General features: G+C 71.5%; 12 protein-coding genes. 3 read left to right on the forward strand and 9 right to left on the reverse strand.

What is annotated here, in order from left to right; all coding sequences use genetic code 11:
- Positions 1 to 154 precede the first annotated feature (154 nt).
- On the forward strand, positions 155 to 2677 hold the full coding sequence (locus ACFZBU_RS08670; RefSeq protein WP_391582750.1) for a SpoIIE family protein phosphatase: 2523 nt from the start codon (positions 155 to 157) through the stop codon (positions 2675 to 2677).
- A 228-nt stretch (positions 2678 to 2905) separates the two neighbouring features.
- Here the strand turns inward: ACFZBU_RS08670 and ACFZBU_RS08675 are convergent, their stop codons facing one another.
- From ACFZBU_RS08675 to ACFZBU_RS08705, 7 genes are all read right to left on the reverse strand, one after another.
- The gene (locus ACFZBU_RS08675) at positions 2906 to 3427 is read right to left on the reverse strand and encodes a GNAT family N-acetyltransferase (RefSeq protein WP_391582751.1); all 522 of its coding nucleotides are present in this window, start codon (positions 3425 to 3427) and stop codon (positions 2906 to 2908) included.
- A 19-nt stretch (positions 3428 to 3446) separates the two neighbouring features.
- Positions 3447 to 4367 (reverse strand): type IV toxin-antitoxin system AbiEi family antitoxin domain-containing protein, encoded by a 921-nt coding sequence (locus tag ACFZBU_RS08680; protein WP_391582752.1) that lies wholly within the window; start codon positions 4365 to 4367, stop codon positions 3447 to 3449.
- 179 nt (positions 4368 to 4546) lie between these two features.
- On the reverse strand, positions 4547 to 4867 hold the full coding sequence (locus ACFZBU_RS08685; RefSeq protein WP_391582753.1) for a peptidoglycan-binding protein: 321 nt from the start codon (positions 4865 to 4867) through the stop codon (positions 4547 to 4549).
- Positions 4868 to 5578: 711 nt separating this feature from the next.
- Entirely contained in the window at positions 5579 to 7267 is a 1689-nt protein-coding gene (locus ACFZBU_RS08690) for a ribonuclease J (protein WP_391582754.1), read from the reverse strand.
- A gap of 125 nt (positions 7268 to 7392) precedes the next feature.
- Positions 7393 to 8292, reverse strand: coding sequence for a 4-hydroxy-tetrahydrodipicolinate synthase (dapA, locus tag ACFZBU_RS08695; RefSeq protein ID WP_391582755.1), 900 nt, complete (start codon positions 8290 to 8292; stop codon positions 7393 to 7395).
- A 325-nt stretch (positions 8293 to 8617) separates the two neighbouring features.
- Complete coding sequence (gene thyX / locus ACFZBU_RS08700; RefSeq protein ID WP_391582756.1) at positions 8618 to 9361, reverse strand: FAD-dependent thymidylate synthase; 744 nt, start codon at positions 9359 to 9361, stop codon at positions 8618 to 8620.
- A 49-nt stretch (positions 9362 to 9410) separates the two neighbouring features.
- Complete coding sequence (locus ACFZBU_RS08705; protein WP_391582757.1) at positions 9411 to 10145, reverse strand: hypothetical protein; 735 nt, start codon at positions 10143 to 10145, stop codon at positions 9411 to 9413.
- Between the two features lie 174 nt (positions 10146 to 10319).
- Between ACFZBU_RS08705 and ACFZBU_RS08710 the strand changes: the two genes are divergently transcribed.
- Both ACFZBU_RS08710 and ACFZBU_RS08715 read left to right on the forward strand, forming a co-directional pair.
- A complete protein-coding gene (locus ACFZBU_RS08710; protein ID WP_391582758.1) occupies positions 10320 to 10865 on the forward strand; it encodes a GNAT family N-acetyltransferase in 546 nt (181 codons plus the stop codon).
- Positions 10866 to 10977: 112 nt separating this feature from the next.
- Positions 10978 to 11652, forward strand: coding sequence for a TetR/AcrR family transcriptional regulator (locus tag ACFZBU_RS08715; RefSeq protein WP_391582759.1), 675 nt, complete (start codon positions 10978 to 10980; stop codon positions 11650 to 11652).
- A 1-nt stretch (position 11653) separates the two neighbouring features.
- On the opposite strand, the gene ACFZBU_RS08720 is transcribed toward ACFZBU_RS08715, so the two are convergent.
- Entirely contained in the window at positions 11654 to 12118 is a 465-nt protein-coding gene (locus ACFZBU_RS08720; protein WP_391582760.1) for a hypothetical protein, read from the reverse strand.
- 5 nt (positions 12119 to 12123) lie between these two features.
- Positions 12124 to 12876 (reverse strand): 4-hydroxy-tetrahydrodipicolinate reductase, encoded by a 753-nt coding sequence (gene dapB / locus ACFZBU_RS08725; protein WP_391582761.1) that lies wholly within the window; start codon positions 12874 to 12876, stop codon positions 12124 to 12126.
- Positions 12877 to 12927 lie beyond the last annotated feature (51 nt).

The following is a 12927-nucleotide window of genomic DNA, read 5'->3' on the forward strand; positions in this document are numbered from 1 at the left end:
TGTCGGAATCGTGACGGATCCGTCACTGTTTGGAAGGGGTCCGCCCGATCGTCCGAAACCGATAGGGTGCGAATCTGCCGGACTGTGGAGCCGGATTCGTCACCGCAGCCGCCGTTCGTCGCAGATGCGGGAGTGTATGGATCAGGGAACGAGCATGCTCATCACTGCCCGGATGAGCGCTGCCTTCGCACCCGAGGGCAGGTCCGTGGCGGCCGCGCGCTCGTTCGTCCGCAAGACGCTCAGCGACTGGGACGCCGGGGACGTCGTGGACGACGCCGTGTTGCTGACCAGCGAGCTGGTCACCAATGCGATCGTGCACGCCGGCACCTCGGCCGAGGTCTCCTGTGTGCGCTACGACGGCGGCGTGCAGATCGAGGTCACCGACCACTACCCCAGCCGCGAGTTGCCCGAGCCGGTGACCGGGTTCGACGACGGCGACGAGAGCGGGCGCGGCCTGTTCCTGTCCGCGTCGCTGGCCTCCGCGTGGGGCGTGGAGTACGCCAAGAACGTCAAGCGGGTGTGGTTCCGGCTGGAACTGCCCGACCCGGTCTCGGCGACCTTCTCGGCGGGGCCGCTGCTGCCGGCCAATGCGCTGCCCGACGCCTCGGTGCCGATCAGCGTCGCCGTGCTGCATGCGGACGCCTCGCGCAAGGTGACGCACTGGAGCCCCGAGGCGGCCCGGCTGTTCGGCCTGAGCGACCACGAGGCGGTCGGCATGTCGCTGAACGACCTGGTCGCGTGGCCGCAGACGCCCGGCACCGAGCTGACCCTGGACGAGATGCTGGAGCTGTCCCGCTGGCAGGGCGGCTACGACATCCGCGCCGCCGACGGCATCGCCTCCCGGGTCTTCGCCTCGCACGTACGGCTGCGCGACGCGGGCGGCGATCCGGCCCTGGTCGCGCTGCTGGTGCCCGCACAGGCCCGCGCCGTCCTGGAGAACCGGGACGCGGCCCGCGCCAGGACCGGCGCCGCGGTGCCCGTGGACAGCGAGTGGGACGGCATCGACGGGCTGAGCCGGCTGGGTCTGGAGGACCTGTTGCAGCGCGCGGTCGAGCGTGCTCGCGACCTGCTCGACGCGGACGCCGCGTTCGTCCTGCTGGCCACCGACGACGAGAGCGAGATGGAGGTGCGCGCCACCACCGGCCTGGCCGGCGCCGCGCACCGGTTGTCCCGGGTGCCGGTGGAGACCTCGGTGGGTCGCTACGGCTCGGCCCGGATGCCGGCCGTGCACGAGGACCTGGAGGCCGGCCCCGGCGCGGTGCCGATCCTCCAGGACACCCGGATGCGCTCGGCGGTGACCGTCCCGCTCAAGGTCGAGGGGCGGCTGACCGGCACGCTCGGCGTCGCCTCCGAGTCCGCCGCGCGCTTCGACAACGACGACGCGGCCCGACTCCAGCGCGCCGCCGACCGGGTCTCGTTGACCGTGGAGAGCGCACGCCTGTCCGAGCTGGAACGGGTCCGCCGGGGCTCGCTGTCCTTCCTCGCCGAGGCGTCCGACCTGCTCGCGGGCACCCTCGACCCGGAAATGACGCTGGCGATGATCGCCCAGATCGTGGTGCCCCGGCTCGGCACCTGGTGCGCGGTGCACACCGGCGAGTCGCACGCGCCGGTGCTGAGCGTGGTGTGGCACGCCGACGAGATGCGGATCGACGACCTGCGCGCGCTGCTGGACCGGGCCGAGCCGCCGCGCGCCCAGCCCACCCCCGGCGCGCGTCGGTGGCTGGGCCTGCGGCATCTGGACCCGGAGGTCGTCCGCGGGCACGCCGACCTGGTCACCGGCGAGGCGGTCACCCTGCCGCTGGTCGCCCGGGGCCGGGGTATCGGCATGCTGACCTTCGGCATCCTGGCCGGCGACCGCTTCCGCCGGGACACCCTGGAACTGGCCGAGGACCTGTCCCGCCGCGCCGCGCTGGCGATGGACAACGCCCGGCTGTACTCCGAGCGCAACTCGACCAGCCAGGCGCTCCAGCGCAGCCTGCTGCCGCCCGAGTTGCCCAAGGTCCCGGGCGTCGACGTCGAGGTGGTCTACCAGGCCTCCGGCGAGGGCAACGAGGTCGGCGGCGACTTCTACGACCTGTTCACCATCGGCGACGACAAGTGGGGCTTCGCGATCGGTGACGTGTGCGGCACCGGTCCCGAGGCCGCCGCAGTCACCGGACTGGCCCGGCAGGCCCTGCGGCTGCTGACCCGCGAGGGGTTGTCGGTACCGGCCGTCCTGCAACGGCTGAACACCGCGATCCTGGAGGAGGGGCCACGCAGCCGGTTCCTCACCCTGCTGCACGGCCACATCACCCATCGCGAGGGCGGCGGAATACGGCTCAGCCTGGTCTCCGCCGGACACCCGCTCCCGCTGCGGTTGCGCCCGGACGGCACGGTCACCTCGGTGGCCACGCCGCAGCCGCTGCTGGGCGTGCTGGACGAGGTCGACCTGGTCCTGGAGACGGTGGACCTGGACCCGGGCGACGTCCTGGTCTGCGTCACCGACGGGGTCACCGAACGCCGCGAGGGCACCCGCATGCTCGGCGACGACGGACTGGCCGACGTGCTCTCCGGCTGCACGGGCCTGACTGCGGGCGCAGTCGCGACCCGCATCCACCGCGCGGTCGAACAGTTCGCCGAGGAGCAGGCCCGCGACGACATGGCCATCCTGGTCATGCGCGTCTCCGGCGAGGACTGACCGAGGACGATCCGCCGACCGGGCGACCGGGGATCGGGCGCCCCGGCAACCGCCCGGTCCCCGTCCCGGGCCGCCCTGCGGCCTTCCGACCCGGCACCACCCGCGCCCGAGGACCCGCCGGACCCGCCCCCGCTATCCGGGTCCTCGAAACGGCCGGCAGCGCGCTTCATCCCGCCCCCGGCGCCCCGGAGTTCGCCCGGATCGGTGGTGCGTCGTCGGTGCCCGGGCTCAGGTGGCCGGTGTCTCGGGCACCGTTGTCGACCAGCGCTGTTCGTCGTCCTGCCGGATCGCCGTCGGGCGCAGGCCCGCGGCCTTCGCAACGGCTGCGGAGGCGAGGTTGTCCGGGTGGATGTTCGCGCGGATCTCCTCGACGCCGTGTGCGCGCAACCACGCCACCCACGCGATCGCCGCCTCCTTGGCGATGCCCCGGCGCTGCCACGCACCGCCCACGACCCACGCCACCTCGGCGACCGGGCCGGGTCCGATCGTGGCCTGCACCGTGCCCACCAACCGCTCCTGCGCGCGCAGTCGGATCACCCGGTTCAACCAGGTCACCTCCGGATCCGGTGACCCCTCCGCCCAGCGCGTGTAGCGAGCCCGCAGCGCCGCCAAGTCCTCCGGTTCGCCACCGATGAAGGTGTACAACGCCGGATCACCCAGCACCTCGACCATCTCCTCGGCGTGCCCGACCTCGACCGGGATCAGGTCGAGGCGCTCGCTGCGCACCCACGCCTTCTCGTTCACGTCCATCGCGGCAGCATGCCGGCCCTCACGCGGCGATGTCGCCGACGTATCGACGCTCGCGCAGCCGCAGCTCGGAGCCGATCCGGGCGACCGTGGCCGGTGCGTCCTCGCGCGCCTGGACCGTAGGACAGTCCAGCACCCACCAGCTCTGCCCGCCGATGCTCCGCGACCGCGCCCGAACCCACTGCCGGTCCGCCGTCAGCTCCACCCCGACCCGCAACCGCGGCCAGGCCAACGCAAAGCGGTGCAGGATCCGGTCGAACGCCGAGCGGATCTCCCACCCGACCTCGGCCGGCGGCAGCCCGGCGCCGAGCAGCGCCAGCCGCAGTCGGGTCTCGTCCTCGCTCGCGCTGCGCCCGTCGGCGAGCCGCACCGCCTCGGCGAGCCGGTGCCGCCCCGGATGCCGGGCATAACGCTCCACCAGTCCGGCCCACTCGCCGGCCGGCACCAGGCCGGCCCGCAGGAAGCCGTCCAGCACCACCACGCCGGTGTCCGGATCCGAGGTCCGAACCAGATCGGCCGCCGTCCGGATCGGCGAGGTGACCGGGATCCCACCCGGCCACACCACCTCCCCGGGCGCCAGCGCCATGACCCGGGCCCGGCAGCCGTGCCGGCGGGGCAAGACCGCCCCCACCGGCACGGCCACCTCGACCGGTGCCGTGCGCCGAGCCCCGTCCCGGGGATCCGCCGGCACGCGCACGCCGTGCAACCGCGCCGCGGTGCGCCCACAGACCACGGCCCCGCGGGGCAGCACCATGACCGCGGCCCGGGCCCGCACCGCCGGCGTGTCCACGACGTGCGCACCGACGTAGACCCCGTGTATGACCCGACGCACGTCGCCGTCCCGCACCAGGCGTCGGACGACCGACCGGCCGACCCCGTGACGGGCGGCGACGGCGAGGGTGAAGGGCCGGGACAGCAGGGCGGAAAGGTCGGTCGGCGTCATGCGGGTCAGTGTGCGCGCGTCCCCTCCGCGCGTGCCGCCCGTCGTCCACAGCCCCCGGGATGGGTGTGACCATCACACCCGGCCTGTGTACACCGCGTGGCCCGAACCGCCCCCACGATCCGGTCCCCGGCCGACCCGCCGACGCCCTTCGTCCCACCGCCCGGCCCCACCCGCTGTGCTCAGCCGGGGTCGACCGCCTGCTCCGCCTTCTTCCCACATCCCTTCTTCGCGCGATAGAGCACCTTCCAGGTGGCCGCGTCCGTGACCCCCGACGGTTCGAGGCCGTTGCACTTCTGCACCCACCGGACCCCGTCCGCGGTGGCCGCGTCGAACACGCCGTTCTCCGGCAGCTCCCCGGGGGCACCGGACCTCGTCTCGACCAGGCACTGCACCTGGGCGACCGCGTCGTCCCGATCCCCCTCACGCAGCTCCGGCCGGTTGTCCTTGGCCACGTGATCGCAGCGCGAGGCGGCCGCCGCCGGCGACCCGGGGGCCGTCATCCCCGTGCCCAGCCCCAGCGCCGCACACGAGGTCAGCGCGATCGCCGCAACCCGCCCCCGACGCCGCTGCCGCTGCCCGGGCCGGGCCGCGGGCGGCCGAGGCGTGGGAATCGGCGGGGTCGGCGGCGGCGCACCCCGTCGCGGCCCCCCGCAGCTCCGATCCCGCCGTACCCCGTCCGGTCCCGCGTTCAGTCCCGCATCCATCTCTGCTCCCCACTGCCTATCCTGTCGACCGTGTCGACCTGTCCAGCGCCCGAAGGGCCGAGTGCCCTCCGAACACGACCGACGTTAGGAGCCGGTGACCCTGCCACCGAGAGGTACGAAAACCCGATTGCAACACCGCGGAATCGTCCGAAACAGCCCGGATTCCCGTCCGCTGCCCTCCGCTCCACCCGAACCGCGCCCCACCCGGACCGCACCCGCCGCCCACTGCGGGCCGGTCCCGGCATTCCCCACCGAATTCCGCGCGCCCGCCCCCCACCCCGAGCCCGATCCACCTCGCACAATCGGTCGAGAACACACCGCCGCTCCCGACCACAAACCACACCGAGGCAACCCGACGCCCGGGCGACCCGGCACCGAGGCGACCCGCCATCGAAGCAAAACCACGCCGAAGGAAAACCACGCCGAGACGAACCCGCACCGGAACAAAAACACCGGGCCCGCTACGAAGAATTCGTAGCGGGCCCGGTGCGAGTCGTCGACGAGGTGTCAGACCTCCACGACCACCGGCAGAATCATCGGCCGGCGTCGATAGGTGTCGGACACCCACTTGCCCACGATCCGGCGCACCTGCTGCTGCAACTGATACGGCTCCGCCACACCGTCGGCCGCCGCCTTCTGCAGCATCTCCTCGATCTTGGGGACCACCGCGTCGAACCGGGCGTCGTCGATGCCCGATCCACGGGCCGTGATGGTCGGCCCGCCGACCACCTTGCCGGAGGACGAGTCCACGGCGAGGAACACGGACACGAAGCCCTCCTCGCCCAGGATCCGGCGGTCCTTGAGCGAGGACTCGGTCACGTCGCCCACGGACAAACCGTCCACGTAGACGTATCCGGCCTGCACCTTTCCGGTGATCTTGGCCACCCCGTTGACCAGGTCGACGGTGAGGCCGTCCTCCGCGAGCACCACCCGGTCCTTGCGCACCCCGGTCTTGATGCCCAGGTCGGCGGCGGCGCGCAGATGGCGCCATTCGCCGTGCACCGGCATCAGGTTGCGCGGCCGGGTGAGGTTGAAGAAGTACAACAGCTCACCGGCCGAGGCGTGGCCGGAGACGTGCACCTTGGCGTTGCCCTTGTGCACGACCTTGGCGCCCCAGCGGGTCAGCCCGTTGATCACCCGGTAGACCGAGGTCTCGTTGCCCGGGATCAGCGAGGACGCGAGCACCACGGTGTCGCCCTCGACGATCCGGATCTGCTGGTGCGAGCGGTTGGCCATCCGCGACAGGGCCGCCATCGGCTCACCCTGCGAGCCGGTGCACACGAGCACGACCTCGTCCGGCGGCAGGTCGTCGAGCGTCTTGACGTCCACGACCAGCCCGGCCGGAATCTTCAGATAGCCCAGGTCCCCGGCGATCTTCATGTTGCGCACCATCGAGCGGCCGACGAAGGCGACCTTGCGCTCGTAGGCGTACGCGGTGTCCAGCACCTGCTGGATGCGGTGCACGTGGCTGGCGAAGCTGGCCACGATGATCCGCTGGTCGGCGTCCGCGAAGACCCGGTCCAGTACCCCGGCGATGTCCCGCTCGGCCGGGATGAAGCCGGGCACCTCGGCGTTCGTGGAGTCCACGAGCAGCAGGTCGATGCCCTCGGTGCCCAGCCGCGCGAACGCCGGCAGGTCGGTCAGCCGGTTGTCCAGCGGCAACTGGTCCATCTTGAAGTCGCCGGTGTGCACGACGGTGCCGGCCTCGGTGCGGATGGCCAGCGCGAGCGCGTCCGGGATCGAGTGGTTCACCGAGATGAACTCGCACTCGAACGGACCGAGCCGCTCGATGTCGCCTTCCTTGACCTCCAGCGTGTACGGCCGGATGCGGTGCTCGGTGAGCTTGGCCTCGATGAACGCGAGGGTCAGCTTCGACCCGATCAGCGGAATGTCGGCCTTCTCGCGGAGCAGATACGGGACCGCACCGATGTGGTCCTCGTGCCCGTGCGTCAGGATGATCGCCTCGATGTCGTCGAGGCGATCCCGAATCGAGCTGAAGTCCGGCAGGATGAGGTCGACTCCGGGCTGCTCCTCCTCGGGGAACAGCACCCCGCAGTCGACGATCAGCAGCCGGCCGTCGAACTCGAAGACGGTCATGTTTCGGCCGATCTCGCCGAGACCACCGAGCGGGGTGATCCGAAGGCCGCCCTTGGGCAGCACCGGCGGCGGGCCGAATTCGGGATGGGGATGGCTCAAGTTCTCTCCTCGCCACGTGCCGCCGCCCGGCCGTCCTGGACGGTCGCACGGGGACGCGCAAAAGCTCGTGTTCGGCCCGGGCGGATGCGGTACCCGCCCGGGGCACTACTTACAGATATTCCTGTTTACAGCTCTACCCCACCCGCCGACAGATCCTGCCTCAGCTGCGCGATCTGGGCCTTCGTGGCCTCGATCAGCGGCAGCCGCAGCGGCCCGGCGGGCAGGCCCTGCAATCCCAGAGCGGCCTTGGTGAGGATCACGCCCTGGGTACGAAAAATGCCGGTGTACACCGGAAGAAGACGCTGGTGGATCTCGCGTGCCTTGGCAACGTCGCCGCCCACGTAGGCGTCGATCATCGCGCGGAGCTCCGCCGACACGAGGTGCCCGACCACGCTCACCACACCGACCGCGCCGATGGACAGGAGCGGAAGGTTCAGCATGTCCTCACCGCTGTAGTACACCATGTCGGTGCGCGCCATGACCCAGCTCGCGGACGCGAGGTCGCCCTTGGCGTCCTTGTTCGCGACGATCCTGGGGTGCTCGGCGAGCCGGACCAGGGTCTCGGTCTCGACCGGCACGGCGCTGCGACCGGGGATGTCGTACAGCATCACCGGCAGCTCGGTGGCGTCGGCGACGGTGGTGAAGTGTCGGTGCAGGCCCTCCTGCGGGGGCTTGCTGTAGTACGGGGTGACCACCAGCAGGCCGTGGGCGCCGGCGGCCTGTGCCTGGCGGGCCAACTCGACCGAGTGTCGGGTGTCGTTGGTGCCGACTCCGGCGACCACGAACGCGCGATCGCCCACGGCCTCCAGCACCGCCCGGACCAGTTGCTCTTTCTCCGCGTCGCTCGTGGTGGGCGACTCGCCGGTGGTGCCGTTGACGACGAGTCCGTCGTTGCCGGCGTCGACAAGATGGGAGGCCAGGCGCTGGGCGCCGGGAAGGTCGAGCGCACCGTCGGCCGTGAAGGGGGTCACCATCGCGGTGAGGACCCGGCCGAAGGGGGTCTGGGGGGTAGACGTCGGAGCCATGGCCCAAACCGTACCGGGCGCACACCTGACCTGCGGGTAGCACCCGCCCTATGAGACTTCGACCGCGAACACGGCCGCGACTTCGCGGGAATTCCTCCGGGCCTCCGACGGCCCGAACCCGGCGGCCCGGACACCGGCCGCGGCCGTCGGCCGCGCGTCGGCACGCCGCCCACAAAAGAAAGGACCAGACGCTGCCCGCTCGGGGGTTCGAGCAGCGTCTGATCTCTTTCAGTATCGACCATCGAGGGCGAAACCTTAGGGATTCGGACGAAAAATTTCTGATGTCACCCTATGTGCCGATTTGACCACTCGGACGGCTCAACACCTACGGCGCGACTCGCCCGTTCGTGTTGAACGCCGCGTACGTGAGCGGCATGAGCTCGGCCCACGCGGCCTCCATCCGCTCCGCGACCATCTCGATCTCGCGCTGCGGGAAGGACGGGAAGGTGGCGTCCTCGCGCTTGGTGCGCAGCCCGAGGAAGTGCATCAGCGAACGCGCGTTGCAGGTCGCGTACATCGACGAGTACAGGCCCACCGGCAACGTGGTGCGGGCCACCTCGCGCGCGACGCCCGCCTCCAGCATGCGCCGGTAGCCCGCGTACGCGGCCTCGTACGACTCGCGCGTCGCGCTGTCCACCGTCTTGTACTGCTCGGGGGTGCCGTCGACGAAGACATATGCGCCGGGCTTGCCCTGCTGAACCAGCTTGCGGTCCTCGGCGGGCACGTAGAACACCGGCTGCAGCTCGCGGTAGCGGCCGCTTTCCTCGTTGTACGACCAGCCGACGCGGTGCCGGTGGAACTCGCGGAAGACGAAGATCGGCGCGCTCACGAAGAACGTCATCGAGTTGTGCTCGAAGGGGCTGCCGTGCTTGTCCCGCATCAGGAAGTTGATCAGACCCTTGGACCGCGAGGCGTCCTTTTCGAGCTCGTCGAGGGACTTCTCCCCCGCCGTGGAGACCCGAGCCGCCCACAACACGTCCTGGTCGGCGGCGCTGTGCTTGATCAGCTCGACCGTGACGTCGCTGCGGAAGCGGATGGCGGACGGATTCTCCTGGGGTGTTTCGGTCACGCGGAGTTGCTCCTCGTCGATGAGGTCGGGGTGAGACGGGCGCTCAAGCCTAACCACGCCCCCCGACGCCCCCCGACGCCGTGGCCGAACCGCTCGCCGTCGGCGTGGAGCGCGGCACCACCACCGTGCCGGGCTGGGTCGCCGGACCCTCGGCAGGCCGCGTGACGGTGCCCGCGGGCAGCGCCACGGACGTCTCGAAGGAGGTCTTGTCCAGGCGGGAAAAGTACGGGTGCACCTGGATCACCAGCTTGCCGATCAACTCGCGGGGCACCGCGAAGTTGTAGGTGAACACCGTGTCGGCGTTGCGGACCGCCTCGGCCGGGCCGCTGTTGCGCGCCGGTCCGTTCCGCGCGGGCCCGCACGGCAGACTGTCGGGCCCGGCGTACAGCGTCACGCCGAACAGTTCGGCCGCCAGATTGGAGCCGGTGCGGTTGGTGTACCGGATCGGGACCGCGACATCGACCGTCTCGCGCTTCTCGTTCGGCATGCCCGCCGTGCGGGTCACCGCGAGCGGCAGCGTGGTCACCGTCAACCCGTTGGAGTACGTGTGCGAGCCCTGCTTCGCCGGGACCTGGCCGGGTGGGACCGCCGCGCCGGAGGGCGGCGCGCCCGGCGCCGTACCGCCCGTCGGGTTCTTGTCCGGCAGATCCGGCGGATTGCCGGTGGCGCCCGCGGGAGCCGCCTTCGGCTTCTCGTCCTCGATCGTCGGACCGACCATGCAGCCGCTCGCGAGCAGCACGACCACCGCACACGCCGGGGCGATTCGTCGGATCCGGACCCCCATGACCATCCTCCGCTGCCGCGCCCACCAATCCCTGGCGGACAGCGTCGCACGCCGCGCGCGAGGTCGGCAGCGCCTGTCCCGCGTGTCGCCCACGCGGGTGCGCGTTCGGCGAGCGGCGGACACGGGTGGCCCGGGCACGCGAGAATCGGCCGAACTCGACGATGGGGGCGCCACATGACCGATCCGTACGTACGCCCGGCCCACGCCGGCGACGGTGCCGCGTTGGGCGCCGCACATGCCCGGGCCTGGCACGACGCCTACACCGGGGTGCTGCCGGCCACCGCGCTGGAGGCGGCCACACCGCAGGCACTGGCCACCGAATGGGAGGACGCGGCCATCTCGCCACCGTCGCCCCGCCACCGCCTGCTGGTGGCCTGTGCGGGGCCGACCGTGGCCGGCTTCGCGGCCCTGGTGCCCGGCGCGGACGAGGATCTCGACCCGGCCGTCACCGGCGAGTTGGCGATCCTGGTGGTCGACCCGCCACATCAGCGCGAGGGTCACGCGTCCCGGCTGTTGACGGCGGTTGTCGCGGACGCCGCGACGGACGGCGTACAAATGCTGGTGACCTGGGTTCTGGAGAGCGACAAGCCGTTGTACGACTTCCTGGTCGGCACCGGGTGGGCGCCCGACGGCGCGACGCGCGAACTGTGGGTGGACGAGGCGGGCAGGTCGGTGATCCGACAGGTGCGATTGCACACGTCGGTGGCCGCCGAGGAGTGAGCCGGGTCGGCGGGCCGACTCCCGGTGTGTCGTGAGCCGGCGGACGAACACGGTGAACACCACACCGATGTGCCATTGAACAAGGTAAGTCAGCCGTCTTAACGTAAGCGCCGTGAGCCGAACTCCGACCCGCGAGCGCCTTCTGCTCACCGCCGAGCGGCTCTTCGCCGTGCACGGAATCGACGCGGTCTCGCTGCGACAGATCAGTGTCGCGGCGAGTCAGCGCAACAATTCGGCCGCGCAATACCATTTCGGCAACAAAGAGGAGTTGATCCGGGCGATCTTCGGATTCCGACTCGTGACGATCAACTCCCGCCGCGAGATCCTGGTCCGCGAGTCGGTGAGCACCGGAGCGGATCGGGAGCCCCGGGCACTGGCCGAGGCCATGGTGCGACCACTGGCCGAACAGATCGACGTCGGCGGCAGTTTCTATCTGCGCTTTCTGGCCCGAGTGCACCAGCACATGGGCGCGAGCACGTACGCGCTGCCGGCCATGGGCCTGGAGGGCAGCTCGCCGGAGTTCGGCCGGTTGATCGACCGCGCGCTGGGCCATCTGCCGACCCCCGTACGGCGCAACCGGCTGCGGCTGGGCGGGAGCCTGGCGGTGCACGCCACGGCCGACCGTGAACAGCGGGTGTACGAGGGACAGGCGCACGACGTGCTGCCGCCGGCGGCCTTCGTGGCGGACCTGGTGGACGCCGTCGTCGGCATCCTGGCCGCGCCGGTGTCGGCCCAGGTGCTGGCCGCGTTGGAGCCGCCGACGGGCAGGCCGGCCCGAGCCGGTTGAATCAGGTCCCGGCCGGGGTTGCGGACGTCCTGCGCGCGTGCAGGCGGATCGCGGTGAGCATGGCCCGGCGCCCGCGCGCGTTGTCCCGCGCGTCGCCGTACGCGACGGCCAGCCGGTACCAGGCCCGCCAGTCGTCGGGGGCCGCCTCGACCTCCGCCTTGCGGCGTTCGAACACGGCGTCCGCGCTGTCCCGGTCGACCCGGCCGCCCGGCGTGCGGTCCAACTCGTCCGCCGGCAGGCCGCCCTCGGCCTCCAGTTCGCGAGCCAGACGCTGCATCGCGAAGCCGAAGCGCACCTCGCGCCAGATGTACCAGGCGCCGACGACCGGCACGAGCAGGATCCCCACACCCAGCACGATGGTGACCGGCTCCCCGTCGCGAATCGCGATCAGGCCGCGACTCCCGACGAGGAACACGTAGAACACGAGAACCGCGATCAGCACGAGCGCGGTGACACGTTGTCTCACGATGGTCAGTCCAGATCGAGGAAGTGTTCCAGGCCCACGGTCAGGCCGGGCGCGGAGACCACACGACGCACCCCGAGCAGCACGCCCGGCATGAACGACGTGCGCTGGAAGGAGTCGTGCCGGATGGTCAACATCTCGCCCTCGTCGCCGAGCAGGACCTCCTGGTGGGCGACCAGACCGCGCAGCCGCACCGCGTGCACCGGGACGCCGTCGACCCTGCCGCCGCGGGCGCCGTCCGGGTCGTCCACCGTCGCGTCCGGCATGTCCGCCAGGCCCGCCCGCTCGCGTGCCTCGGCGACCAGCTCGGCGGTCCGGCGGGCGGTGCCGCTGGGCGCGTCCAGCTTGTTCGGGTGGTGCAGCTCGACGATCTCGACCGACTCGTAGAACCGGGCCGCCTTGGCCGCGAACTGCATCATCAGCACCGCGCCGATGCCGAAGTTGGGCGCGATCAGGATGCCGGTTTCGGGGCTCTTCGCCAGCCACTCGCGCAGCTGGGCCAGGCGCTCGGGAGTGAACCCGCTGGTGCCCACGACCGCGTGGATACCGGCGCCGACGCAATATTCGAGGTTGCCCATGACCACACCGGGGTGGGTGAAGTCGACGGCGACCTGCGCGCCCGCCTTCGCGAGCTCCGCGAGGTCGTCGCCTTCGTCGACCCGCGCCACCAGTTCGAGGTCGGCCGCGCCCTCGACCGCCCGGCACGCCTCGGAACCCATGCGGCCGGCCGCACCGATCACACCCACCCGGATTGCAGTCATGATGTCGTGCACTCTCCAGTCAGAACGGTTTCGACTTCGATCGCACCGCGA

This window comes from Embleya sp. NPDC008237 (assembly GCF_042956465.1).
Lineage (GTDB): Bacteria > Actinomycetota > Actinomycetes > Streptomycetales > Streptomycetaceae > Embleya.

What these genes read in the sequence shown, in the direction of transcription:
- ACFZBU_RS08670 (WP_391582750.1), top strand. Translation starts at nt 155, where the DNA reads ATGCTCATCACTGCCCGGATGAGCGCTGCCTTCGCACCCGAGGGCAGG.
- ACFZBU_RS08675 (WP_391582751.1), bottom strand. Translation starts at nt 3,427, where the DNA reads ATGGACGTGAACGAGAAGGCGTGGGTGCGCAGCGAGCGCCTCGACCTG.
- ACFZBU_RS08680 (WP_391582752.1), bottom strand. Translation starts at nt 4,367, where the DNA reads ATGACGCCGACCGACCTTTCCGCCCTGCTGTCCCGGCCCTTCACCCTC.
- ACFZBU_RS08685 (WP_391582753.1), bottom strand. Translation starts at nt 4,867, where the DNA reads ATGACGGCCCCCGGGTCGCCGGCGGCGGCCGCCTCGCGCTGCGATCAC.
- dapA (WP_391582755.1), bottom strand. Translation starts at nt 8,292, where the DNA reads ATGGCTCCGACGTCTACCCCCCAGACCCCCTTCGGCCGGGTCCTCACC.
- ACFZBU_RS08705 (WP_391582757.1), bottom strand. Translation starts at nt 10,145, where the DNA reads ATGGGGGTCCGGATCCGACGAATCGCCCCGGCGTGTGCGGTGGTCGTG.
- ACFZBU_RS08710 (WP_391582758.1), top strand. Translation starts at nt 10,320, where the DNA reads ATGACCGATCCGTACGTACGCCCGGCCCACGCCGGCGACGGTGCCGCG.
- dapB (WP_391582761.1), bottom strand. Translation starts at nt 12,876, where the DNA reads ATGACTGCAATCCGGGTGGGTGTGATCGGTGCGGCCGGCCGCATGGGT.